This is a genomic window from Pseudomonas juntendi (assembly GCF_021560075.1).
Lineage (GTDB): Bacteria > Pseudomonadota > Gammaproteobacteria > Pseudomonadales > Pseudomonadaceae > Aquipseudomonas > Aquipseudomonas juntendi.
In genome coordinates this window covers 246,288-269,069 of the sequence record NZ_CP091088.1, presented here as the reverse complement: position 1 = coordinate 269,069, position 22,782 = coordinate 246,288, and the positions used below count along the sequence as shown (strand labels likewise).

19 protein-coding genes and 2 pseudogenes are annotated in these 22,782 nt (G+C 62.7%); 12 read left to right on the top strand and 9 right to left on the bottom strand.

Going from position 1 to position 22,782, the window contains the following annotated elements:
* Nucleotides 1-92: 92 nt before the first annotated feature.
* On the top strand, nt 93-416 hold the full coding sequence (locus L1P09_RS01170; RefSeq protein ID WP_197885733.1) for a helix-turn-helix domain-containing protein: 324 nt from the start codon (nt 93-95) through the stop codon (nt 414-416).
* Here the strand turns inward: L1P09_RS01170 and L1P09_RS01165 are convergent.
* Nucleotides 413-763, bottom strand: a complete 351-nt coding sequence (locus tag L1P09_RS01165; protein WP_182369961.1) for a type II toxin-antitoxin system RelE/ParE family toxin — start codon at nt 761-763, stop codon at nt 413-415. The genes L1P09_RS01170 and L1P09_RS01165 overlap by 4 nt on opposite strands.
* A gap of 217 nt (nt 764-980) precedes the next feature.
* Between L1P09_RS01165 and L1P09_RS01160 the strand changes: the two are divergent.
* Both L1P09_RS01160 and ltrA read left to right on the top strand, forming a co-directional pair.
* Nucleotides 981-1,295, top strand: a pseudogene (locus tag L1P09_RS01160) (tyrosine-type recombinase/integrase); the annotation flags it as partial.
* Between the two features lie 650 nt (nt 1,296-1,945).
* Entirely contained in the window at nt 1,946-3,367 is a 1,422-nt protein-coding gene (gene ltrA / locus L1P09_RS01155; RefSeq protein WP_222186725.1) for a group II intron reverse transcriptase/maturase, read from the top strand.
* A 284-nt stretch (nt 3,368-3,651) separates the two neighbouring features.
* Here ltrA and L1P09_RS26495 read toward each other — a convergent pair.
* Both L1P09_RS26495 and L1P09_RS01150 read right to left on the bottom strand, forming a co-directional pair.
* Nucleotides 3,652-3,835 (bottom strand): annotated as a pseudogene (locus L1P09_RS26495) (IS110 family transposase); the annotation flags it as partial.
* A gap of 211 nt (nt 3,836-4,046) precedes the next feature.
* Nucleotides 4,047-6,344 carry a TonB-dependent siderophore receptor gene (locus L1P09_RS01150; RefSeq protein ID WP_235768326.1) on the bottom strand — a complete coding sequence of 766 codons (2,298 nt, stop codon included), beginning with the start codon at nt 6,342-6,344 and terminating at the stop codon, nt 4,047-4,049.
* A 139-nt stretch (nt 6,345-6,483) separates the two neighbouring features.
* Between L1P09_RS01150 and L1P09_RS01145 the strand changes: the two genes are divergently transcribed.
* Both L1P09_RS01145 and L1P09_RS01140 read left to right on the top strand, forming a co-directional pair.
* A complete protein-coding gene (locus L1P09_RS01145) occupies nt 6,484-7,206 on the top strand; it encodes a response regulator (protein WP_054905024.1) in 723 nt (240 codons plus the stop codon).
* Nucleotides 7,199-8,575, top strand: a complete 1,377-nt coding sequence (locus L1P09_RS01140) for an ATP-binding protein (RefSeq protein ID WP_192441423.1) — start codon at nt 7,199-7,201, stop codon at nt 8,573-8,575. Before L1P09_RS01145 ends, L1P09_RS01140 begins: the two co-directional genes overlap by 8 nt.
* A gap of 185 nt (nt 8,576-8,760) precedes the next feature.
* Here the strand turns inward: L1P09_RS01140 and L1P09_RS01135 are convergent, their stop codons facing one another.
* The 3 genes from L1P09_RS01135 to aguA all read right to left on the bottom strand — a co-directional run bounded on the left by L1P09_RS01135 (nt 8,761) and on the right by aguA (nt 11,992).
* Complete coding sequence (locus tag L1P09_RS01135; protein WP_029885603.1) at nt 8,761-10,080, bottom strand: OprD family porin; 1,320 nt, start codon at nt 10,078-10,080, stop codon at nt 8,761-8,763.
* Between the two features lie 420 nt (nt 10,081-10,500).
* Entirely contained in the window at nt 10,501-10,698 is a 198-nt protein-coding gene (locus L1P09_RS01130; protein WP_080709188.1) for a hypothetical protein, read from the bottom strand.
* 187 nt (nt 10,699-10,885) lie between these two features.
* Nucleotides 10,886-11,992 carry an agmatine deiminase gene (aguA, locus tag L1P09_RS01125; RefSeq protein WP_009684781.1) on the bottom strand — a complete coding sequence of 369 codons (1,107 nt, stop codon included), beginning with the start codon at nt 11,990-11,992 and terminating at the stop codon, nt 10,886-10,888.
* A gap of 277 nt (nt 11,993-12,269) precedes the next feature.
* On the opposite strand from aguA, the gene rfbC reads away from it, so the two are divergent.
* The 4 genes from rfbC to L1P09_RS01105 are packed head-to-tail and all read left to right on the top strand — an operon-like array spanning nt 12,270 to nt 16,530.
* A complete protein-coding gene (gene rfbC / locus L1P09_RS01120) occupies nt 12,270-12,815 on the top strand; it encodes a dTDP-4-dehydrorhamnose 3,5-epimerase (protein ID WP_029885604.1) in 546 nt (181 codons plus the stop codon).
* A 42-nt stretch (nt 12,816-12,857) separates the two neighbouring features.
* Nucleotides 12,858-14,672: a sensor histidine kinase gene (locus L1P09_RS01115; protein WP_009684783.1), complete on the top strand. Its 1,815-nt coding sequence runs from the start codon at nt 12,858-12,860 to the stop codon at nt 14,670-14,672.
* Entirely contained in the window at nt 14,669-16,075 is a 1,407-nt protein-coding gene (locus L1P09_RS01110; protein WP_232892287.1) for a sigma-54-dependent transcriptional regulator, read from the top strand. Before L1P09_RS01115 ends, L1P09_RS01110 begins: the two co-directional genes overlap by 4 nt.
* On the top strand, nt 16,075-16,530 hold the full coding sequence (locus tag L1P09_RS01105; RefSeq protein ID WP_054905027.1) for a YiiD C-terminal domain-containing protein: 456 nt from the start codon (nt 16,075-16,077) through the stop codon (nt 16,528-16,530). The genes L1P09_RS01110 and L1P09_RS01105 overlap by 1 nt, the downstream gene beginning before the upstream one ends.
* Nucleotides 16,531-16,678: 148 nt before the next feature.
* Here L1P09_RS01105 and cysQ read toward each other — a convergent pair whose 3' ends face one another.
* Together cysQ and nudE are read right to left on the bottom strand one after the other, a co-directional pair.
* Nucleotides 16,679-17,497 (bottom strand): 3'(2'),5'-bisphosphate nucleotidase CysQ, encoded by an 819-nt coding sequence (gene cysQ / locus L1P09_RS01100; RefSeq protein ID WP_054905028.1) that lies wholly within the window; start codon nt 17,495-17,497, stop codon nt 16,679-16,681.
* Nucleotides 17,494-18,060 carry an ADP compounds hydrolase NudE gene (gene nudE / locus L1P09_RS01095; RefSeq protein ID WP_029885608.1) on the bottom strand — a complete coding sequence of 189 codons (567 nt, stop codon included), beginning with the start codon at nt 18,058-18,060 and terminating at the stop codon, nt 17,494-17,496. Before nudE ends, cysQ begins: the two co-directional genes overlap by 4 nt.
* Nucleotides 18,061-18,124: 64 nt before the next feature.
* On the opposite strand from nudE, the gene yrfG reads away from it, so the two are divergent.
* Entirely contained in the window at nt 18,125-18,787 is a 663-nt protein-coding gene (yrfG, locus tag L1P09_RS01090; protein WP_009683782.1) for a GMP/IMP nucleotidase, read from the top strand.
* A 130-nt stretch (nt 18,788-18,917) separates the two neighbouring features.
* On the opposite strand, the gene lysM is transcribed toward yrfG, so the two are convergent.
* Nucleotides 18,918-19,358, bottom strand: a complete 441-nt coding sequence (lysM, locus tag L1P09_RS01085) for a peptidoglycan-binding protein LysM (RefSeq protein WP_009683781.1) — start codon at nt 19,356-19,358, stop codon at nt 18,918-18,920.
* 177 nt (nt 19,359-19,535) lie between these two features.
* On the opposite strand from lysM, the gene fdhD reads away from it, so the two are divergent.
* Complete coding sequence (gene fdhD, locus L1P09_RS01080) at nt 19,536-20,366, top strand: formate dehydrogenase accessory sulfurtransferase FdhD (protein ID WP_192441419.1); 831 nt, start codon at nt 19,536-19,538, stop codon at nt 20,364-20,366.
* A gap of 5 nt (nt 20,367-20,371) precedes the next feature.
* The gene (locus tag L1P09_RS01075) at nt 20,372-22,717 is read left to right on the top strand and encodes an FdhF/YdeP family oxidoreductase (protein ID WP_232892288.1); all 2,346 of its coding nucleotides are present in this window, start codon (nt 20,372-20,374) and stop codon (nt 22,715-22,717) included.
* Nucleotides 22,718-22,782 lie beyond the last annotated feature (65 nt).

The window sequence follows — 22,782 nt, the reverse complement described above, 5'->3', positions numbered from 1 at the left end:
GAAAAGTCCCCACACACAAACGCTTTGACTTGCCCATCGAGCCCACCTAAGATTTTATCGTAAATTTTAGATATCCCTGGTGAGGCAAGCCCATGCCGCTTCAATTCCACGAAAGCCCCTTCCACGCCATCCACGATGCAGAAACGGCCAGCAAAATGGCCTTGAAAATGGACCTTTCCATCTTCATCACCGACTGCATCAAAAAAATGGGCCTCAAACAACACGAGGCGGCCGCCAGGCTGAACGTAACCCAGTCCCGGGTATCGGAGTTGGCGAATGGCAAAATCGAGAAATTCACCCTGGACGCCATGATGGACATGCTCGACAAGCTTGGCTTTCGCACCAGCCTGAACCTTCCCACAGACGATGGCAGTTCACCTCCCCAGATCGTGATCACTCAAGCGCCGGGCGGCTAAATCCTGTACCCCATCTTGCGCAACTCGTGCTTGAGCTCCTTCATTCGCTCTTGGGCGACCTGCATCGCGTGCCGGTCGGACCTGTTGGTCGTTTTTACGAACGAATACAGCACAACGACCATGTCCGCGAACTTGGCCACATACACGCATCGGAATGCCGGGCTGCCGTTTATGATGAGCTCGATCGCCCCCGCTCCTACTGATTCCGTCAATGACTTGAACGGCCGAACAGGGTCCTGGCCATACTGAATGCGCCGCAGGTCCTTGCCGAAATCGTCCTGAACGTCCTTGGGCAGTTCTTTGTACTCACGCTCCGCGGCTGCACTTACAAAGGCAAATTTTTTCAATGGTCTACACACGGCGAGATAGTGAGTTTGGGGGGCGGCATCGTTGCCAGAGGGTGGGGAATTTAGCGCAGTCGCTTGCAGTTGGTGGGAATAGAAATGTTGCACGGTTTAAGCTTGAAATATCGTGTTGCGTCCTACCTGCTGAAACGAGTTCGATCTCTAACTCGGCAACTTGAGGTGGCCTGAATGTGGCGTTCGTACAGGATGCCAAACTGTGAAAACGATTTCCGCGAACCGGGTGAATGCGGCATACGGGGCGATGGACTACGACACCTAAGTGGATATCTGCGGCCACGGGTTCCGAGCCATGGCGTGCAGTGCGCTGGTCGAGGCCGGGCTGTGGTCGGAGACGGCTATCGAACGGCAGATGAGCCACAAGGAACGCAACAACGTGCGGGCCTACACACACAAGGCCGAGTTCCTCGAAGAGCGCCGGATGATCATGACCTGGTGGCGCCGGTTTCTGGGGGCGAACCGCGAGGACCATGTGACGCCGCATGAGTTTGCCAAGCAGACAGGCGAGAACGTCACGAGTAAAACTCTAAATCCCCAACCTTCACGCACTATAATGAGAGACGCAAAGATTTCTTGTTATCTTAAACGGACGGCTATATATAAAACGATAGCTTTAGAGATATTTCGATTAACCACTACAAATAAATCATATATTTTTCAATGACATATCGATATTCGACTCCTGGTGCCGCACCATACGCAGTACTCAAAAGGCTCACCGCAAGGTGGGCCTTTTTTGTTGTGCGCCAGGCATGGCGCGTTGCGCGTAAGCGCAACCTGCTTGGCTGTGGTGGCCAAGCGGGTGACTTGGAGGTGAAAGTCCTCTACACACCCGGCAAGGGGAAGTGTTAGCCGGAGGCAAGGGTGTCGCGGGCGACTGCGAATCTGAAGGAAGCCCGAGGCAAAATGCTGGCCTGACGAACAGGAAGCGGATCAGGCGGCACAGCGGGGTTAGGCGGCAACAATCGCCAAAGCCCAATACTTGCACGGAACGCTGTGACGTAAATCCGACAGGCATAAGCAGGAAGGTCACGCGAATTACCCTGGGAGATCTGTACGTTTGCCATTGTGCTACCGCGCGTCGAAAGGCGACGGGATGAGCGTGCAGAAGTCAGCCGAAGCCGTAGTAAGTGGCGGATAACCGCGCCACCAAGGGCCGAACAGGTTATGCCGCTAGTAGGCGTCACTGTCTCGTTGGTAGCCGTAATGCAGAAATTTCCCACAGCGGAAACTGTCATCCCGAATCCCGGCCAGAAGCCGAGGGTGATGCCTGACAGTGCAAAGGTGCCGGCGGCGTCAGCGACGTGGACGAACGCGGAGCCGGACACGCTGATGGAGCGGGTGCTTGCACCGGCCAACCTCAGACGTGCGTATCAACGCGTGGTCAGCAACAAGGGAGCGCCGGGTGCCGATGGCATGACGGTCGCTGACTTGGCGGGCTACATGAAACAGTATTGGCCAACCCTCAAGGCCAGGCTACTGGCCGGTGAATACCATCCACAAGCAGTGCGAGCGGTTGAAATTCCCAAGCCGCAGGGCGGCACACGGCAACTGGGAATCCCCAGCGTCGTGGATCGCTTGATCCAGCAAGCCTTGCAGCAACAGCTCACGCTCATCTTCGACCCACTGTTCTCGGACTACAGTTATGGCTTCCGTCCGGGCAGAAGCACACATCAAGCTGTCGAGATGGCCCGTGCCCATGTGGCATCGGGACATCGGTGGTGCGTGGAAATCGATCTGGAAAAGTTCTTCGATCGAGTCAACCACGACATCCTCATGGCCTGTATCGAGTGCCGGGTCAAAGATAAGTGCGTACTTAGGCTTATCCGTCGCTACCTTGAAGCGGGAGTCATGTCAGGTGGTGTCGTTAGCCCACGGCAGGAAGGGACGCCGCAAGGCGGCCCGCTCTCGCCGCTGCTGTCGAATATCCTGCTCGATGAATTTGACCGCGAACTGGAGCGGCGGGGCCATCGCTTCGTGCGCTATGCCGATGACGCGAACATTTATGTGCGCAGTCCTCGGGCTGGCGAGCGAGTACTGGTCAGTGTCGAGCGCTTCCTGAACCAACGTTTGAAACTGACGGTGAATCAGAAGAAGAGTCGAGTCGCGAGAGCCTGGAAGTGTGACTACTTGGGCTATGGGATGAGCTGGCATCAGCAGCCAAGGCTGCGGGTGGCAACGATGAGCCTGGGTCGCCTGCGCGACCGGCTCGCAGAGCTGCTACGCGGTGCACGGGGTCGCAAGATGGCAAATACCATCGAGCGGATAAACCCTGTATTACGAGGCTGGGCGGGTTACTTCAAGCTCAGCCAGAGCAAACGGCCACTTGAGGAACTGGATGGCTGGCTCAGGCACAAACTCCGCTGTGCCATCTGGCGCCAATGGAAGCAGCCCTCTACGAGGGTGCGCAACCTGATGCGCCTGGGTCTAAGTGAAGAGCGTGCCTGCAAATCAGCCTCTAATGGTCGAGGCCCATGGTGGAACTCGGGAGCATCTCATATGAATCAGGCGCTGCCGAAGAAGCTATGGGATCGACTCGGACTGGTCTCGATACTGGATACGATCAACCGGCTTAGCCGCATAGCCTGAACCGCCGTGTACGGAACCGTACGCACGGTGGTGTGAGAGGACGGCGGGTGTGAACCCGCCTCCTACTCGATTCCAGCCCACGCCCCAGAGCCCTGCTCAACTCCCTTGATGCAGGGGCAACTGTCTTTCTCAAAATTTGAAAAGCCTGTGCGATTCATTGTGGGAGCGGGCTTGCCCGCGAAGCAGGCGACGCGGTGTCTGGCACCGGCTGCGCCGGTGTTCGCGGGCACGCCCGCTCCCACAGGAACCGTGTAATCGTCTAGTCCTGCATTTTGGCTGTTGATCTACGCCCTCTTCGGCTGAGGCAGCACCAGATCCAGCCAAGGCTCGCCATTCCTGAGCATGGCCTTGAGTCGCACCAGGAAGATCCGCATGCAGGCCACGATAGCGACCTTGGCAAGCCGGGCTTCAAGCCGCCCCCCCTGAAATAGAGCGTTTGCCTACGGATTTTCCGCTGTCGTGGTTGAAGCTCTCATAGAACGATACATAACTGCTTGATTTAGCAGGGCCCTTGTGGGAGCGGGCGCGCCCGCGAACACCGGCGTAGCCGGTGCCAGCCACCGCGTTGGATTCTTCGCGGGCACGCCCGCTCCCACACCGACCGCGTCGCGCTTACGAATTGAGTTCTCTGCGCGACAGCGCAACTCGTAGGGCTGCGACGCAAGGCCGCCCCTGCATGTCAGAAGGCAGTGCTTACCGTCAGCGACAGGTTGCGCGGGTCACCGTAGATGCCGCCGGCATAGAACCCGTACTGGGTGTAGTAGTGCTTGTCGAACAGGTTGTTGGCGTTAAGGGTAACGCTGGTGGCATCGGTTACCTGGTACTTGGCCATGGCGTTCCAGATGGCATACCCCGACCAGTTCACATCGGTTGCACCGTTGCTCACGCCGTTGACCGGCTGGCCTGCAGGGCTGGAAATAGCGCGGATGTTGCTCTGCGCTGTTACACCGGCACCTACGGTCAGGCGGTCGAGCGGACCGCTCAGGCGGTAGGTGGTGGAGGCCTTGAACAGGTGCGACGGGTCGCTGCGGCCGTCGCTGTCGACACGGCGGAAGTGCAGGTAGGTATAGCCAGCGTACACGTTCCATTCAGGCGTCAACGCGCCTGCCACTTCCAGGTCGATACCGTCGGTTTCCACACCCGAGCCGGCCTTGTAGGCGCTGGCACCGGTCGGGGTGGTCAGGTCGCCATCGAGCACGGCTTTGTTTTCCTGCTTGGTGCGGAAGTACGCTGCCGAGGCGTTCAGGCGGCCGTCGAACCATTCACCCTTGATACCCGTTTCATAGCTTTGCCCACGAATCGGCTCGACTTTGCTGCCGCTCACGGTTTCCGATGTTTGCGGGGTGAAGATGTCGGTGTAGCTGGCGTACAGCGAGTAGGTGTCGTTGAGGTCGTACACCGCGCCCAGGTATGGGGTGACGATGCCGTTCTCTTCCTGGCTGCTGCGCTCGCCGGCCACGCTACGGGTCACCGACGCGTAGTTGCTGGTGCGCACGCCGACAATCACCGACAGCGGGTCGGTAATGCTCAGGCGGGTAGCGGCGTACATGCCCTGCAAGCGCGTGGTGGTCTTGCTGTGCAGGCCGGTGCGCGAGGCGATGAGGCCGTAGTCGTCATCCACGCCGTTGTGCCAATCGGTGACCGGGAAACCGTTGTTGGCGCGGAACTGGCAACCCAACGCCGGTGCACTGGCCATGCCGTCGCCCACCATGGTGCAGGTGTACTGCGGCGACCAACCCACGGTGCGGCTGTCGTTATAGCCCACCATGGCCTGGTGGGTGCGGCCGAACAGCTGGAATGGGCCAGACAGGTCGATCTGCGCCGACTGCTGGGTAGTGTCGGTGGAGCTGTGCAGGCCGTTCAGTACGGCGCCGCTGCCATCCTGGTCCCAGTAGCCGCCATAGGTGCCGCGCCCTGCCGAGTTCACCTTGGCCAAGCCGCGGTGGTTGAGGGCTTCGGTGGTGGCCTGGGAGGCCTTCAGGTCCAGCGTCCAGTCGTTGTCGAAGCGGTGCTGCAGCGAGCCGAAAGCGGTGCGGGTGGTGTACTCGCCAAAGCTCCAGCTGGGCACCACGTTGGTGCTGCGTGGCAGGTCGGTCTTGCTGCCGTCGCGGTACCACAGCGGAATGTTCGCGCCCCAGCCGCCACCCACCACCTTGTTGTACTCGTACTGGTAGCCGGCACCGAGGGTGGTGGCGTCGTCCAGGTCAAATTCGAAATTGGCCAGCGCCGCGCGGGAGCGGTCGGACTGGTTGTCGCGGAACGAGTTGGCGTCCTGCTGGGTCATCACAAAACGCGAGCGCAGGCGCCCGTCCTCGGACAGCGGCAGGTTGAGGTCGGCACCCAGGCGGCGTTTGTCCCAGCTGCCGTAGGTGGCGTAGACGCTACCGCCAAAGGTCTTGGTCGGCGCCTTGCGGATCAGGTTGACGGTGGCCGAAGGGTCACCGGTGCCGCCAAGCAGGCCGTTGGCCCCGCGCACGATGTCGATGCGCTCGTACAGGTCCATGTTCAGGGCATTGCCGCTGCCGCTGAAGTCAGAACCGCCTTGGGTCTGCAGACCATCGACCTTCCAGTTGCTGATCGAATAGCCACGGGCGCGGTAATCGGTACGCCCGCCCACTTCGGACTTGTTGGCCGTTACCCCTGGGGTGGTTTCCAGGGCCTGCTCGATAGTGTGGATGCCACGGTCTTCCATCTGCTGGCGGGTGATGGTGGTGACTGACTGCGGGGTCTGCCGGGGCGTCAGGTTCAGGCCGGTGGAGCTGCGTGTGCTCTCGACGGTGTAGCCCAGCTGGCCTGCAGCGTCGGCGGGCAGCAGCGCGCTGTCTTCGATTTGCGTGGCGTCCAGCTCCAGGGGTTGGCTGTCGGCGGCCATGGCACCACCACTGATAGCCACGGCAATGCAGAACGCCAGTGGCTTGAGGCGGTTGCCGTTTGCAAGGGTGGGGATGAGCGCGTTCGGAATGCTGTAGGGATTCATTTGGGAAGGCTTCGTATTTGCAGATGATTTTTTGTTAGGATTCTAGGGATCGGCCCTCCCGGCGCCAGACCCGACATGTACGGGGATGTAATTGAATGTAATGAGCGCCCCAGGGCCTCACCCGACAGGTGTTTTCCACATGAGCACGACCCTGCTGGTCGTCGACGATGACGACGAGATCCGCGAACTTCTTTGTGATTACCTGGCCGACGCCGGTTACAACGTGCTGGAGGCGGCCGACGGCGAGCAGATGCGCGCGCAAATGGCCAGGCACACGGTGGATCTGGTGGTACTCGACTTGATGCTGCCGGGCGAAGACGGGCTCAGCCTTTGTCGCCAATTGCAGGCCACGCCCGGGCTGGCGGTGATCATGTTGTCGGCCAAAGGCAGCACGCTGGACCGCATCATCGGCCTGGAGGTGGGTGCCGACGATTACCTGGCCAAGCCTTTCGAGCCACGCGAGCTGATTGCCCGGATCAAGGCGGTGCTGCGTCGCCCGCAACGCCTGGAAACCCAGGCGCAGGGCACTGCAGGGGCCGACGCACAACTGTTCGCCGGCTTCCGCCTGGAGCACGTCAAGCGCCTGCTCACGCGCCCCGATGGCCAGACCCTGCCCCTGCCACGCTCCGACTACCGGGTGCTGCGCGAGTTGCTGGAGGCTAACAACCGCGTGGTCTCCCGCGACCAGCTGACGCGCAGCGCATTTGGCCGCGACCACATGCCTGATGACCGCTCGGTGGACATGTGCGTCAGCCGCCTGCGCCAGCACCTGCGGCGCGCACCGGACGGGGCCGCGCAGATCCTCACCATCCGCAACGAAGGCTACTTGCTCACCATGGGCCAGCACCAGGCCGATGCCTGAGGTGCGCTGGCTTCGCCGGCTGTGGCCGCGCACCCTGTTCGGCCAGCTATTGCTGATCATGGTCAGCGGTACGCTGGTGGTGCAGCTGATGTCGAGCAGCATCTGGTTCGATGTGCGCTTCGCCCAGGTGTTCGAAGCCCCCGTGCGGCTGATCGCCGCGCGCAGTGCGCCCCTGATCGCCCGGGCCGACTGCCACGATGCCGCGCTGCCAGTGCCGGCTCATTACCAGGTGCGCTGTGCCGAGCACCTGCCCGAGCCAACGCATGATCAGCGCCGTGAGCGCCGGCGGGTCGAATTGCTGCTGCGCCAGGCCCTCAAGTACGAGCTGGGGCATGCTCAGGCGGTACGCCTGATGAATGTGCAACTGACCGACGCGTCGGGCCAACCGATAGTCTGGCGCAGCCTGTTCGGTTTGCGCACGGCCCAGGCCCATATGCAGTTTGCGGTGCCATTGGCCGATGGGCACTGGCTTATCATCGAGGGCCAGGAGCTGCAGGGCTGGAGCGGCGAGTCGGCCTGGGTGCTGATCAGCGATTACCTATTGCGGGTGTATGCACTGCGCATTGTCGCGGTGCTGCTGGTCTGCCTGATTGCCGTGCGCCTGTGCCTGCGCCCGTTGCAGCGCCTGGCCGATGCTGCGCGCGGCCTGGGCACCAATCTTGAGCAGCCGCCACTGGTGCTGGATGGCCCGCAGGAGGTACGCCAGGCTGCCCAGGCGTTCAACGCCATGCAGCAGCGCCTGATTGCCATGGTCAACGACAAGGCCTACTTCCTCGCCGCTGTGTCCCATGACCTGCGCACCCCGTTGACCCGCATGCGCCTGCGCCTGGAGCGCTTGCCGGACGATGAACACCACCAGCGCCTGCGGCAGAACATCAGGCAGATGGACGACATGATCGGCCAGGTGCTCGACTACCTGCGCGCCGGGGAACAGCAGAACTTGCAGCAGGTGGACCTGGACCGACTGGTGGCACGCCTGTGCGCCGACCTGGCAACCGAAAAAGAGCCATTGCCGGTGCATGGCCAGGCAGGCGGCGTGCATGTGGATGCGTTGCTGTTGCAGCGTTGCCTGCAGAACCTGCTGGTCAATGCACTGCGTTATGCCAAGGAGGTTTCGGTCACACTGGAACGGGCGAACAGCGGGGTGCTGATCCATATCGACGACCGTGGCCCGGGGATTGCGCCGGGGCTGCTGGCGACCATTACCGACCCGTTCGTACGCGGCGAAGGGTCGCGCAACCAGTCCTCCGGGGGATACGGGTTGGGGTTGAGCATTGCGCAACGCATCGCTGGCAGCCATGGCGGTGAGCTGCTGCTGATGAACCGCGAAGGGGGTGGATTGCGGGTTAGCGTGGTGCTACCGGGTTGAGCCGAATCCCGAGGGGGCGTGGCAGCTCGTTTTTTGGGGTTGGGGCGCAGATCGCCGGGGCCGCGGTGCGGCCCTTTCGCGACACAAGGCCGTTCCCACAAGGGGCCCGGTTCGGGGCATGCCTGTAGGAGCGGCCTTGCGTCGCGATGGGCTGCAAAGCAGCCCCCAGCACCCTCAGCTCAGCATCAGAAGATGCTGATCGGGTACTCGACGAATACGCGTACTTCGTTGCCATCGTCGTTGTAGCCGTTCTGCTGTACGGCGTTGTTGGTACGCACGAACGAGCTACGCAGCTTGATGGACAGGTCTTTGGCCGGGCCGTCCTGCACCACGTAACGGACCTGGTTGAAGATCTCGCGTTCCTTGCCTTCGCCGAAGCCCTGCGGGTTGGCGTTGTTGCGGGTGTTGATGTTGTCACCCACTACGTAGGCCAGCTTGTAGGTCAGGCCAGGGATGCCGTAGGCACCGAAGTCCAGACCGTAGCCCAACTGCCAGGAACGCTCGTCCTCGGCGTTGAAGTCGGACCAGTACGAGTTGGCCAGGTAGATGGTCGAACCACCGTCACCCACGCCGCCCTGGTTCTGATACCAGCCGTAGTTGTAGCCGGTGCTGCCAGTGCTGCGCTGGTGGGCGAGGGTGAACGAGTGCGCACCATACGCGTAGGTGGCCGCCAGGCTCCAGATGGTGTTGGAGTCGCCGTTCAGGCCGGCGGCCTTGACGTACTTGTTGTTGATGTCCGACTTGTAGCCGTTGAAGTCCAGGGTCAGGGACTGGTCGCTGGCGATCGGGAAGACGTAGTTCAAGCCCAGGTAGTGCTTGCGCATCACGTCTTCGTTGTCTGCGGTGTACAGCGAGCCGGTGAAGTTGTCGCTGAACTTGTAGCTACCACCCAGCACGTTGATCGACTTCAGGCCACCACCATCACGACGCTCGGCGCTTTTGCGCGCTTCCTGGGTGAAGCGGCCGGCGTTCAGTTCCAGGCCCTTGATTTCCTTGGAGGTGATCAGGGTGCCGGTGAAGCTTTCTGGCAGCAGACGTGCGTCGTCGTACTGCAGCACTGGCAGTGCTGGCATCTGGTCACCGTACTTGAGCACGGTATTGGAAATGCGGAACTTCACGGCTGCGCCACCACGCGCCAGGTTGTGCGGCGAGCTGGCGTTGCCGTCGGCGTTGGTGGTTTCGTGCGGCTTGAAGAAGTCGACACCCGCGCCACCGTTATGGCCTTTGCCGCCATCGAGGCGCAGGGCATACAGACCGAATGCGTCGACGCCGACACCGACAGTGCCTTGGGTGAAACCGGAGGAGAAGTTGCCGATGACTGCCTGGCCCCATTCGATCTGGTCGTCGGTGCCGTGCTTCTTGTCACGGTTGATGTAAGCGTTGCGCAGAAGGACGTTGGCGTGGCTGTCCTCGATGAAGCCCTTGCTCTCGGCCTGATCATTGGCCTGTGCCTGGGTCGCGGCGATCATCGCCAGGGCGACCAGGCTGATCCTGGTTTTCAACATGTTATTTTCCTTATCGCTTAATCAAAAACGCGCTGCAATACAACGCCAGGAACCAACGCCCCTTACGTAGGTTCGACGCTATGCGGATCCAGACTTGAAGGCCGGCCTGCAATTGCACGGGCGGCCTCTGGCAGCAGCATGGCCAACGGAAGTGGCCAGCAGGCGTTGGGCCGAATCCTAGCCGTGTGCGATTACAAATGTCAAAAAGTCGTGAAATGCAGGTTGATATAACCAAGATCATCCCGTGATACGAGGCATTTCAATGCATGTCGGCGCTATAGGAGGGGATTTTATCTTTTTGTCAGAAACGGCATCTTGACTGCCCCGACAATTTACCGGGTGCGTGTGGGGAGGGGCGTGTGGCAGGTACCGGCCTCTTCGCGGCTATCGCCGCCAAGAGGTCGGCACAGCTGTAGTCGATTAGTGCCACACCGCCATTAGCGCCTGCATTTCAGCATCGCTGAGCAAACCTTGCGGGTAGCGTCCGGCAAGCAGACGTCGTGGGTCGGTCGTCCTGACCCTGATGCTTCCATGGTGTTTCAACCACGCCGCGACCCGCTTGAGCGATGGGTGACCAACTGCCGATGGGCGCAAAGCCGACTCACTTGCTGCGTTCATGTCTACACGTACTCCCTAACCCGTGAGCGGCTAATCTACGTAGGTAATGTTACAGCTCGGATAACCTGGCAGACCCAAGCTATCTCCTTGAAAAACAATACAAAGCCTATGCCAAACCAGCCGCCGGGCGTCGCCCGAAAAAAAAAGGCCCGTCTACTGACGGGCCTCATTGTCACCGGGCTGGCACTCAGCGCGTCACCGGTGCCGGCTGCTGCTGGGTCAGGCAGTGGATGTTGCCACCGCCCAACAGCAGCTCGCGCCCGGGAATCATCACCACTTCGTGGTCGGGGAATATCCGCGCAAGGATCGCTCTGGCTTCGGCATCTGCCGGGTCATCGAAGCTTGGCGCAATAATGCCGCCGTTGACGATCAGGAAGTTCACGTAGGAGCCGGCCAGGCGCACCGATGGGTCACGCTCCTGACTGCCGGCAACGTGGTCGACACCGGCACATTCTTCAGCCGTGGCGTACAGCGGCCCAGGAATGGGCATTTTGTGCACGATTAGTGCTCGGCCCTTGGCGTCACGGGTGTTCTGCAACACCTCCATGGCGGCATGGCAACGGGCGTAATTGGGGTCGTTGGAATCATCGGTCCAGGCCAGTAACACTTCGCCCGGGCGCACGTAACAGCAGAAATTGTCGACGTGGCCGTCGGTTTCATCGTTGTACAGGCCATCGGGCAACCACACCACGGTATCCACCGCCAGGTGGTCGCGCAGCACCGCTTCGATCTGCTCGCGGGTCAGGTGCGGGTTGCGGTTGCGGTTGAGCAGGCATTCCTCGGTGGTGATCAGCGTGCCTTCACCGTCCACGTGGATCGAACCGCCCTCGAGCACGAAGCCTTCGGTGTGGTAGCGCTGGCAGCGCTCCATTTCCAGCACTTTGGCCGCCAGCTCCTCGTCGCGGTTCCATGGCGCATACAGGCCACCATCGAAGCCGCCCCAGGCGTTGAAGCCCCAGTCCACACCGCGCACTTCGCCTTGGTCGTTGATGACGAAGGTCGGGCCGGTGTCACGCACCCAGGCGTCGTCGTTGCTGATTTCGACCACCCGAATGTTCGGCTGGTCGAGCTGGCGACGCGCGTTCTCGTACTGGCCAGCGGAAACCGCCACGGTAACCGGCTCAAAACGGGCAATGGCCTTGGCCAGGGCTACATGGGCTGCCTGCGCCGGTTTGCCGCCCAGCCGCCAGTTGTCCGAACGCTCCGGCCAAACCATCCATACCTGGGTTTGCGGGGCCCACTCGGCGGGCATGTGGAAACCATCGGCACGTGGCGTGGAGTTGAGGGTTTTCATGGTTGACCTCTGTGATGGCCCTGGGCCGGATTGCAGTGAGACGTTGATCTATTTATAACCGATACATATCGATATTTAAAGCCTGATACGTCGAATTTTCAGGAAAGACGCCATCCAAATATCGATAGAAATCGAATTTAATACGGGTTCAACCGCTAGCACCCGTCGCTTGGCCGCCTACCCTGGCCATATCGTACGCATCCTGTCACTGCTGCATGCGGAAATTTCCAGGAAGGGCGACTAGGGTCAATAGTTAACGAACGGCAAGCGAATCGCCATGAACATCATCCCGACTGAAATCCCCGATGTACTGATCATCGAGCCCACGGTTTACGGTGACAGCCGTGGCTTTTTCTTCGAAGCGTTCAACGCCCGCGAGTTCGCAAGGCAGACCGGGGTGAATGTCGAATTCGTCCAGGATAACCACTCGCGCTCGGTCAAGGGCGTGCTCCGCGGGCTGCATTTTCAGGTAGAGAATACCCAGGGCAAGCTGGTGCGCGTGGTTCAGGGCGAAATCCGCGATGTCGCCGTGGATGTGCGCAAAAGCTCGCCAACCTTCGGCCAGTGGGTCGCGGTGGATCTGTCCGCAGCCAACCATCGCCAGTTGTGGATACCCGCAGGCTTCGCCCACGGCTTTGCGGTGCTGAGCGAGTCGGCCGAGTTCCTCTACAAGACCACCGATTACTACAACCCCGGCGCCGACCGCTGCATCCGCTGGGACGATCCGCACCTGGCCATCGACTGGGGGCTGCAGCAACCACCGCTGCTGTCAGACAAGGACAAGCTTGGCCGGGCATGGGCAGAGGCGGAACTGCTGCCGTAACTAGCGCATAATTGCGCCAGACCTTTCTGGCGCATTTACGTGATGATTGCTAAACCCACGCCCCCACGCCGTCCCCGCTGGCGCAGCCTGGCCTTGCTGGCCCTGTGCCTGGCGCCGTTACTGTGGCCCTTGCACCACCTGGCCGAACGTTACTACCAGCAGGAATTGGCCTCGCAGAACCGCCAGACCCTGGACCTGTACGTGGCCAACCTGCTCGGCACCCTGCACCGCTATGAAACCTTGCCGCAGATCCTCGGCGACCTGCCGGCACTGCGCAGCGTACTGGCCGACCCCTTCCGCCTGGAGGCGGTGACCAACGCCAACCGCCTGCTCAAGGGCATTGTGCAGCAGACCGGCGCCGAGGTGATGTACCTGATGGACGTCAGCGGCAACACCCTGGCGGCCTCCAACTGGGACAAGCACGACAGCTTCGTGGGCCGCAACTTCGCCTTCCGCCCGTACTTCAACGAAGCCATGGCGGGCCACCTGGGCCGCTTCTTCGGCCAGGGCACAACGTCGGCCAAACGCGGCTACTTCTTTGCCGCCGCCGTACGTGATCGCGAGCGCATCGTGGGCGTGCTGGTGGTCAAGGTCGACCTCGACCACACCGAAACCCTGTGGGGCCGCACGCCGGAGCAGCTGTTGCTGACCGATCACAATGGCGTGGTCATCCTCACTTCGCGGCCCGATTGGCGCTTCCGTGCCACCCGCGCACTGAGCGATGCCGAGCGCCAGGCCATCATCGCCATCCAGCCCTACCCTACCCAGGCACCGCAACCGCTGGTGCTCGCCCCGGATGCCTGGATCACCCAGACCCGCGACATCAAGGAGACCGGCTGGCAAGTCAGCATCCTTGCCCCGCGCATGCTGGTAGACCGTTCGGTGCAAACGGTAATGGCCATTGGCGCCGGCACCCTGCTGGTAGCAATGCTGCTGGCCGGGCTGGTGATGCAACGGCGCCGCCACTACATCGACCGCATCGACTTCGAAGCCCGCGCCCGTCAGGAGCTGGAAAAGCGCGTAGCCGAACGCACCGCCGACCTCGAGGGCCTCAACACCCGCCTCAAGCGCGCCGTACTGGAGCGCGAAAATGCCCAGCAAGAGGCGGTGCGCGCCCAGGACGAGCTGGTGCAGGCCGGCAAGCTGTCGGTGCTTGGCACCATGTCGGCCAGTATCAGCCACGAACTCAACCAGCCGCTGGCGGCGATTCGCAGCTACGCAGAAAATGCCGAGATCCTGCTCGACCACCAACGCACCGAGGACGCCCGCGGCAACCTCAAGCTGATTGGCGAGCTGACCGGGCGCATGGCGTCGATCATCGCCCACTTGCGGGCCTTCGCCCGCCGTGACCGGCACGCCCCGGAAAGCGTGGCCCTGCAGCCAGCCCTGGACGATGCCCTGGCGCTGCTGGCCAAGCGCCGCCGGGCAATGGCCGTGGAGCTGATCCGCGACCTGCCGGAAGCCACCTTGTGGGTACAGGCCGGTGAAACCCGCCTGCGCCAGGTGCTGGGCAACCTGTTGGCCAATGCCCTGGATGCCCTGACCGAAAAAGCCAACCCGCGCCGCCTGTGGCTAAGTGCCGAACAGCGTGATGACTGCGTCTACCTGTACATCCGCGACAATGGCCCCGGCTTCAGCCGCCAGGCCCTGGAGCATGCCAAGGAGCCGTTCTTCACCACCAAGACCCGCACCCAGGGCCTGGGCCTGGGGTTGGCCATCTGCGAAAGCCTGATGCGCGCCCTGGGGGGTGAACTGCTGCTGGCCAACCACCCGGAAGGTGGTGCTCTGCTGACCCTGCAGCTACGCAAGGCTGCGCCTGGCGCAACCTTGCCCAATTCGGAGGACCCCTCGGCATGACCCCCGAGACACAGATCGACAGCCAAGCCCAGGTCATCCTGGTCGACGATGACCCGCACCTGCGCCAGGCCCTGAGCCAGACCTTGGACCTGGCCGGGCTGAAAGTGGTCGCGCTGGGCGATGCCCAAGGCCTGGCTGAGCGTATCGAGAGCGACTGGCCCGGCGTGGTGGTCAGCGACATCCGCATGCCCGGCATCGATGGCCTGCAGCTGCTGGAGCAACTGCACGGCCGCGACAGCGAACTGCCCGTGCTGCTGATTACCGGCCACGGGGATGTGCCCCTGGCGGTACAGGCAATGCGCGCCGGTGCCTATGACTTTCTGGAAAAGCCTTTCGCCAGCGACGCCCTGCTCGACAGCGTGCGCCGTGCCTTGGCCCTGCGCCGCCTGGTGCTGGACAACCGCAGCCTGCGCCTGGCGCTGAGCGACCGCCAGCAACTGGCCACGCGCCTGGTCGGCCATTCGCCGGCCATGCAGCGCCTGCGCGAGCAGATCGGCGCCTTGGCCGGAACCCGCGCCGATGTGCTGATCCTGGGTGAAACCGGTGCTGGCAAGGAGGTGGTCGCCCGTGCGCTGCATGACCTGTCCAGCCGCCGTGACGGGCCGTTCGTGGCGATCAACGCCGGGGCACTGGCCGAATCGGTGGTCGAAAGCGAACTGTTCGGCCATGAGCCCGGGGCGTTCACCGGGGCGCAAAAACGGCGCATCGGCAAATTCGAGTTCGCCAACGGCGGCACGCTGTTCCTCGACGAAATCGAGAGCATGAGCCTGGACGTGCAGGTCAAGCTGCTGCGCATGTTGCAGGAGCGGGTGGTGGAACGCCTGGGCGGCAACCAGTTGATCCCGCTGGATATCCGCATTATCGCCGCCACCAAGGAAGACCTGCGCCAGGCCGCCGACCAAGGCCGCTTCCGTGCCGACCTGTACTACCGGCTGAACGTAGCGCCACTGCGTATCCCGCCGCTGCGGGACCGCGGCGACGACATCCTGGTGCTGTTCCAGCATTTTGCCGACGCTGCCAGCCACCGCCACAGCCTGGCGCCACACGCCTTGCTGCCGGCGCAGCGGGCGATGCTGCTGCGCCACACCTGGCCAGGTAACGTGCGTGAATTGCAGAACGCCGCCGAGCGTTTCGCCCTGGGCCTTGAACTGGCGCTGGATGGCCAGCTGCCAGCGGCTGCGGCTGCGGCGCCTTCGGTGTTGAGTGGCAACCTGAGCGAACAGGTAGAGCAATTCGAGCGCTCGCTGATCGCCGCCGAGCTGGCCCAGCCCCACAGCTCCATGCGCAGCCTGGCAGAGGCGCTGGGCATCCCCCGCAAAACCTTGCACGACAAGCTGCGCAAGCATGGCTTGAGCTTCGAGGGCGGTAGCGGCGGGCACGACGACCATGAGGACAACCGTTGATGAGCACCGATAGCCAGTACCTGCAGTCCGTACTGCATGGCGACATCCCGCTGACCCGCGAAATGGGCCTGGAGGTCATTGATTGGCAACACCACACCCTGCGCCTGCAATTGCCGCTGGCGGCCAACGTCAACCACAAGAGCACCATGTTCGGCGGCAGCCTGTACTGTGCAGCGGTGCTGGTGGGCTGGGGCTGGTTGCACATGCGGCTGCGCGAACTGGGGATAGATGACGGGCATATCGTCATCCAGGAAGGGCAAATCAGCTACCCGCTGCCGGTTACCGGGGCGGCAATAGCCCGTTGCCCGGCGCCGGAAGAGAAAGCCTGGGAACGCTTCCTCAACATGTACCAGCGTCGTGGCCGGGCGCGGTTGACGCTGCAGACCACGGTAAGCAATACCGGGAGTGATGAGCCGGCCGTCACCTTCAGCGGCCAGTACGTGCTGCACCGCTGAGAATGAAGGCTGTCGCGCCCCCTGTAGGAGCGGCCTTGTGTCGCGATGGGCTGCAAAGCAGCCCCAGGGTTTGGGCATGGTGCACAAATTGCCGGGGCTGCTTTGCAGCCCATCGCGACACAAGGCCGCTCCTACAAGGCCAGGCCCGCTAGATCAGCTCAAGAAAGGCCTGGCGCCACGCTGCCTTGGCCGGCAACGCCAGGAAATACGGGTTGAGCAAAGACTCGCGCGCCGGGTAACGGAACGGCAAACCGTCCAGCCCGATCACTTCACCCCCCGCCCCTTCCACCACACCCTGGGCCGCCGCCGTATCCCACTGCGAAGTCGGCGCCAGGCGTGGATAACAATCGGCGCTGCCCTCGGCCAACAGGCAGAACTTCAACGAGCTACCAATGTTGGCCAGCTCCAGTTCACCCACTGCCGCACCCAGGCCCGCCAACAATGCTTCCTGTTCGGGGCTGGAGTGCCGGCGGCTGGCAACCACGGTAAACCGCTCACCCGCTGGCGGAGCGTTGCGCACCTGGATCGGCCGGGCCGCCTCACCCGCGTCTGCCCGCCAAGCCCCCAATTCGCGGCCCCCAAAGTAGCAGCGGCCATTCGTGGGCATCGATACCACGCCGAACACCACCTCGCCTTTTTCGATCAAGGCGATATTGACTGTGAACTCCTCGCTGCCGGCAATGAATTCCTTGGTGCCATCCAGCGGGTCCACCAGCCACCAGCGGCCCCAGCCCTGGCGCTCGGCCAGCGCAATATTGCAGTCCTCTTCGGACAACACCGGAATCTGCGGCGCCAGCGCCAGCAGGCCATCGGCAATCACCCGGTGCGCTGCCAGGTCGGCGGCAGTCACCGGCGAATCATCGGCCTTGTTGGTCACTGCCACATCGGCACGCCAGTACGGCAGGATCGCCTCGCCCGCAGTCAACGCCAACTTGACCACTTCACGCATCAGTTGATTGTCGTTCATAGCGCCAGCAGCCCCCGCTGAATCATCAGGTCACGCGCCAGGTACAGCGCCGCCAGGGCGCGGCCTTCGGTGAACTGCGGGTGCATGGCCAAGGCCGACAGCTCGCGCAGGTTGACCTTGTCGACCCGCATCGGCTCCGGCTCATCGCCCTCCAGGCGCTCTTCGTACAGATCGGTGGCCAGCACCACCTGGATTTTCTGGCTCATGTAGCCCGGCGAAAGCGACAGCTCGGTAAGGTGCTCAAGCTGGCGCGCGCCAAGCCCGGCCTCTTCCTTGAGCTCGCGGTTGGCGGCTGCCAGCACATCTTCGCCGGGCTCGATCAGGCCCTTGGGCAGCGACAGCTCGTACTCGTCGGTACCACCGCAATACTCTTCCACCAGCACGGCGTGCTCGGCGTCGAGCATGGCCACGATCATCACCGCGCCATAGCCGTTACCCCGGCCTACCAGGCGCTCATAGGTGCGCTCGGCACCATTGCTGAAGCGCAATTGCACAGCCTCTACGCGGAACAGGCGGCTGCTGGCGACGATTTCGCGGCTGAGGACGGTGGGTTTCTGGCGCATGGGGCGGCTCCTTGGCGTGAACGGGTTACTATACCGTGGCTTGCCGACTGATCGAGAGTTTCCCATGCCTGTTCTTCCCTGGTCTGCCATCGATACCGTCCTGCTGGATATGGACGGCACCCTGCTCGACCTGCATTACGACAACCGCTTCTGGCTCGACCACCTGCCCCAGCGCTATGCAGAGCTGCATGGCGTGAGCCGGGCCATGGCGGAAATGGAGCTGCAGCCGCTGTTCGAGCGCAATGCCGGCACGCTGAACTGGTACTGCCTGGACTTCTGGAGCCGGGAGCTGCGCCTGCCGATCCGGGAGCTGAAACGGGAAATTGCCGACCTGATCGCGTTGCGCCCGGATGCCGACACGTTCCTGGCGGCGATTCGAAATGCCGGCAAGCGCGTGGTGATGATCACCAATGCCCACCGTGATTCGCTGTCGCTGAAGCTGGAACGGGTGGAACTGGCACCGTATTTCGAGCGGCTGATCAGCTCGCATGATTATGGTTACCCGAAGGAAAGCCCACAGTTCTGGGACGCCTTGCAGGCGGACATCGGTTTTGAGCCGGGGCGTAGCCTGTTCATCGATGACACCCTGGCGATACTGCGCAGCGCACGGCGCTTTGGTGTGGCGCACCTGCTGGCTGTACGCCAGCCCGATAGCCAGGCGCAGCCGCGCGATACTGAAGAGTTTGCTGCGGTCGAGGATTACCGGGAGCTATTGATTGGCCTGTAAGCGCCCTGGCACCGGCTACGCCGGTGTTAGCGGGGACGCCCGCTCCCACAGGTGACCACCGGCCTCACGCCTTGCAGCAACCTTGTGGGAGCCGGCTTGCCGGCGATAGGGCCGATAAAGCCTGCAAAAATCAGTCAGGAATACGCAGTACCTGCCCCGGATAGATCTTGTCCGGGTGCTTGAGCATCGGCTTGTTGGCCTCGAAGATCTTGTTGAACTGATTGGCATTGCCATACACCACCAGGGCAATCGCCGACAGCGTGTCACCCTTCTTGACCGTGACCAGGCGTGCGGCTGTCACGACCGGCCCGGTCACAGTGATCTGGTCATCGACGCTGGCCACACCCTCGATGTTGCCCGCTGCCAGCACAATCTTCTCCTTCTCTTCCTGGCTGGCGACTTCACCCTTGAGGATCACTTTGTCGCCCTCCACGGTCGCCGTGATGTTCGGGTTGCCGAGGCCGACATTCTCCACGTGTTTCTTCAACTGCTCTTCGGCTTTGGCATTGCCCGGGGTCAGCAGGTCGATCAACTTCTCGCCTGCTTCCTTCACGAAACTGATCAAGCTCATAGCACTCTCCTTGTTCACGAAACCTCGAACCCAGCAGTCTAGGCCAGCTTTGCTCATGCCGCCCGCCTGCGACCAATCGACGCGCTCTATCAAGGGATAGAGGCTAGCGATTAGACGCCACAGGCCCACGCGCCTAGGCTTGTGCTACACCAAGCCGCCGAATGAACAGCCTGCCCGATGAACAGCAAACCTCCGGTCTGCACGGCCTCATCGCCCTTGCCCCTGCCGGCCGCCAGCAAAACCTACGCATACGTCCAGCTCAGCGACGGTAAAGGTGACAGCACGCCGCTGGCCGAAGAGGTTGCGTTGGCCATCGTCTACAACGGCCTCAACCAGGCAGTGATGCTGGTCAGCCCGACCGACCTGGAAGATTTCGCCGTCGGTTTCAGCGTGGGCAGCGGCATCGTCGGAGGCACCACGGAAATCTACGACCTGAAGCTCTCGGGCAGTGGCTCGGCCCTGTATGCAGACCTGGAAATATCCAGCCGAGCCTTCTGGAACCTGAAAAACCAGCGCCGGCAGCTGGCCGGCACCAGCGGCTGCGGCCTGTGCGGGGTCGAGGCGCTGGAGCAGGCGCTGCCAGAGCTGGCCGTGCTGCCCGGTGCGCCGCTGCCACCGGCAGCGTGGCTGGTGGGCCTGCGCGAGCGCATCGATGCATTTCAGCCGCTGGGCCAGCACTGCGGGGCGGTGCATGCCGCGCTGTTCATGGACCGCCACGGCGAACTGCTGCTGGGCCGTGAAGACATTGGCCGGCACAACGCCCTCGACAAGCTGATCGGCGCGCTGCTGCGCCAGGGCATCGACAGCCAGGGCGGCCTTGCGATCGTCACCAGCCGCTGCAGCCTGGAACTGATCCAGAAGGTGCTGCGCGCCGGCATCCAGACCTTGGTCAGCCTGTCCGCCCCCACCGGGCTTGCCCTGCAGTGGGCGCGCAAGCACAACCTCAACCTCATTCATCTACCCAAGCACAGCGCACCGCGGGTCTACAGCCCGGCGGCGGAGTCGTAACAGTCGTGACCTCGTACCAGCACCTACCGGACAATGCCCCAGCCTCAACCCCTCGCTACAAGCCCTACCACGGCCCTGCCGGTGGCTGGGGTGCGCTGCGCAGCGTGGCCAAGGCCTGGGTCGGCAGCGATAACGCGCTGAAGAACATTCGCGCCCTGCTCAAGACCAACCAGAACGGCGGTTTCGACTGCCCAGGCTGCGCCTGGGGCGATTCGCCAGAAAGCGGCATGGTCAAGTTCTGCGAGAACGGCGCCAAGGCCGTGAACTGGGAGGCCACCAAGCGGCGTGTCGACGCTGCCTTCTTCGCCCGTTACAGCGTCACCGCCCTGCTGCAGCAAAGCGACTACTGGCTGGAGTACCAGGGCCGCCTCACCGAGCCGATGGTCTACGACGCGACCAGCGACCGCTATCAGCCGATCAGCTGGGACGCCGCTTTTGCCCTGGTCGCCCGCGAGCTGAACAAGTTGGCCACACCTGACCAGGCCGAGTTCTATACCTCGGGGCGGGCCAGCAACGAAGCAGCCTACCTGTACCAGCTGTTCGTGCGCGCCTTCGGTACCAACAACTTTCCCGACTGCTCGAACATGTGCCACGAAGCCAGCGGCGTGGCGTTGGGGCAAAGCATCGGGGTGGGCAAAGGCACGGTCACGTTCGACGACTTCGAACATGCCGACGCGATTTTTGTCTGGGGCCAGAACCCCGGCACCAACCACCCGCGCATGCTCGACCCGCTGCGCGACGCGGTGAAACGTGGCGCTCAGGTGGTTTGCATCAACCCGCTCAAGGAGCGGGGCCTGGAGCGCTTCCAGCACCCGCAGAACCCGCTGGAAATGTTGACCAACAGCGACCGCCCAACCAACACGGCATTCTTCCGACCGGCGCTGGGTGGCGACATGGCGCTGCTGCGTGGCATGGCCAAGTTCGCCCTGCAGTGGGAGCGTGAAGCCCAGGCCAAGGGTGAACCGGCGGTGTTCGACCATGCCTTCATCGCCGAGCACGGCCATGGCGTGGACGATTACCTGGCCGTGGTAGATGCCACGCCATGGGACCACATCCAGGCGCAATCCGGCCTGCCCATGGCCGACATCGAACTGGCGGCGCGCATGTACTGCCGCGCCGAGCGGGTCATCATGTGCTGGGCGATGGGTATCACCCAACACCGCCACTCGGTGCCGACCATTCAGGAAATCGTCAACCTGCAGATGCTGCGCGGCAATATCGGCGCACCAGGCGCAGGCCTGTGCCCGGTACGTGGCCACAGCAACGTGCAGGGCGACCGCACCATGGGCATCAACGAGCGCCCACCCATGGCACTGCTCGAGGCCATGGAAAAGCGCTTCGGCTTCCCCGTGCCACGGCACAACGGCCACAACACGGTCGAAGCGATTCACGCCATGCTCGACGGCCGGGCCAAGGTGTTCATCGGCCTGGGCGGCAATTTCGCCCAGGCCACGCCGGACACCGAGCGCACGGCGCAGGCGCTGCGCAACTGCGAGCTGACCGTGCACATCAGCACCAAGCTCAACCGCAGCCACCTGGTTCATGGCAAGCAAGCGCTGATTTTGCCGTGCCTGGGCCGTACCGACATCGACTTGCAGGCCGACGGGTCACAAGCGGTAACGGTCGAAGACTCGTTCAGCATGGTGCACGCATCCAACGGCCAGCTCAAACCGCTGTCTTCGCAGATGCGCTCGGAGCCGGCGGTCATTGCTGGCATCGCCGCCGCTACGCTGGGCAAGAAACCCGTGGACTGGCACTGGCTGGTCGCCGACTATGCGCGCATTCGCGACCTGATCGCCGACACCATCCCAGGCTTCAGCGGCTTCAACCAACGCCTGCAACACCCAGGCGGCTTCTACCTGGGCAATAACGCCGCCAGCCGCACATGGAAGACCAACACCGGCCGCGCCAACTTCAAGGCCAACCTGCTGCCCGATACGCTGCTTGACGAGCGTGTGCGTGCCAGCGGCCAGTTACCGGACCTGATCATGCAGTCGATGCGCTCGCACGATCAGTACAACACCACCATCTACGGCCTGGACGACCGCTACCGTGGCGTGCGCGGCCAACGCGAGGTGCTGTTCGCCAACGAAGCCGACATCATCCGCCTGGGCTTCCAGCCGGGGCAGAAGGTCGACATCGTATCGTTGTGGGGGGATGAACACGTCCGCCGGGTGCACGGCTTTACCCTGCTGGCGTTCGATATTCCGGCCGGGCAGGCGGCGGCGTATTACCCGGAGGTGAACCCGCTGGTGCCGCTGGAGAGCATTGGCGATGGCAGCCATACGCCAACCTCGAAGTTCATCGCCATCAAGCTGGAGCGGGCGCGGGACGACGGGCGTATTCTGTAATAAAGTTGCCGCGAAGAGGCCAGAAGCCCAACGCCAAAAACCAAAAAGCCCTGTTCCGCAAGGTT

What these genes read in the sequence shown, in the direction of transcription:
- yrfG (WP_009683782.1), top strand. Translation starts at nt 18,125, where the DNA reads ATGCCTGTTCTTCCCTGGTCTGCCATCGATACCGTCCTGCTGGATATG.
- lysM (WP_009683781.1), bottom strand. Translation starts at nt 19,358, where the DNA reads ATGAGCTTGATCAGTTTCGTGAAGGAAGCAGGCGAGAAGTTGATCGAC.
- cysQ (WP_054905028.1), bottom strand. Translation starts at nt 17,497, where the DNA reads ATGAACGACAATCAACTGATGCGTGAAGTGGTCAAGTTGGCGTTGACT.
- L1P09_RS01145 (WP_054905024.1), top strand. Translation starts at nt 6,484, where the DNA reads ATGAGCACGACCCTGCTGGTCGTCGACGATGACGACGAGATCCGCGAA.
- fdhD (WP_192441419.1), top strand. Translation starts at nt 19,536, where the DNA reads ATGAACAGCAAACCTCCGGTCTGCACGGCCTCATCGCCCTTGCCCCTG.
- L1P09_RS01140 (WP_192441423.1), top strand. Translation starts at nt 7,199, where the DNA reads ATGCCTGAGGTGCGCTGGCTTCGCCGGCTGTGGCCGCGCACCCTGTTC.
- aguA (WP_009684781.1), bottom strand. Translation starts at nt 11,992, where the DNA reads ATGAAAACCCTCAACTCCACGCCACGTGCCGATGGTTTCCACATGCCC.
- L1P09_RS01150 (WP_235768326.1), bottom strand. Translation starts at nt 6,344, where the DNA reads ATGAATCCCTACAGCATTCCGAACGCGCTCATCCCCACCCTTGCAAAC.
- ltrA (WP_222186725.1), top strand. Translation starts at nt 1,946, where the DNA reads ATGCCGCTAGTAGGCGTCACTGTCTCGTTGGTAGCCGTAATGCAGAAA.
- L1P09_RS01115 (WP_009684783.1), top strand. Translation starts at nt 12,858, where the DNA reads ATGATTGCTAAACCCACGCCCCCACGCCGTCCCCGCTGGCGCAGCCTG.
- L1P09_RS01110 (WP_232892287.1), top strand. Translation starts at nt 14,669, where the DNA reads ATGACCCCCGAGACACAGATCGACAGCCAAGCCCAGGTCATCCTGGTC.
- nudE (WP_029885608.1), bottom strand. Translation starts at nt 18,060, where the DNA reads ATGCGCCAGAAACCCACCGTCCTCAGCCGCGAAATCGTCGCCAGCAGC.
- L1P09_RS01135 (WP_029885603.1), bottom strand. Translation starts at nt 10,080, where the DNA reads ATGTTGAAAACCAGGATCAGCCTGGTCGCCCTGGCGATGATCGCCGCG.
- L1P09_RS01170 (WP_197885733.1), top strand. Translation starts at nt 93, where the DNA reads ATGCCGCTTCAATTCCACGAAAGCCCCTTCCACGCCATCCACGATGCA.
- L1P09_RS01105 (WP_054905027.1), top strand. Translation starts at nt 16,075, where the DNA reads ATGAGCACCGATAGCCAGTACCTGCAGTCCGTACTGCATGGCGACATC.
- L1P09_RS01130 (WP_080709188.1), bottom strand. Translation starts at nt 10,698, where the DNA reads ATGAACGCAGCAAGTGAGTCGGCTTTGCGCCCATCGGCAGTTGGTCAC.
- rfbC (WP_029885604.1), top strand. Translation starts at nt 12,270, where the DNA reads ATGAACATCATCCCGACTGAAATCCCCGATGTACTGATCATCGAGCCC.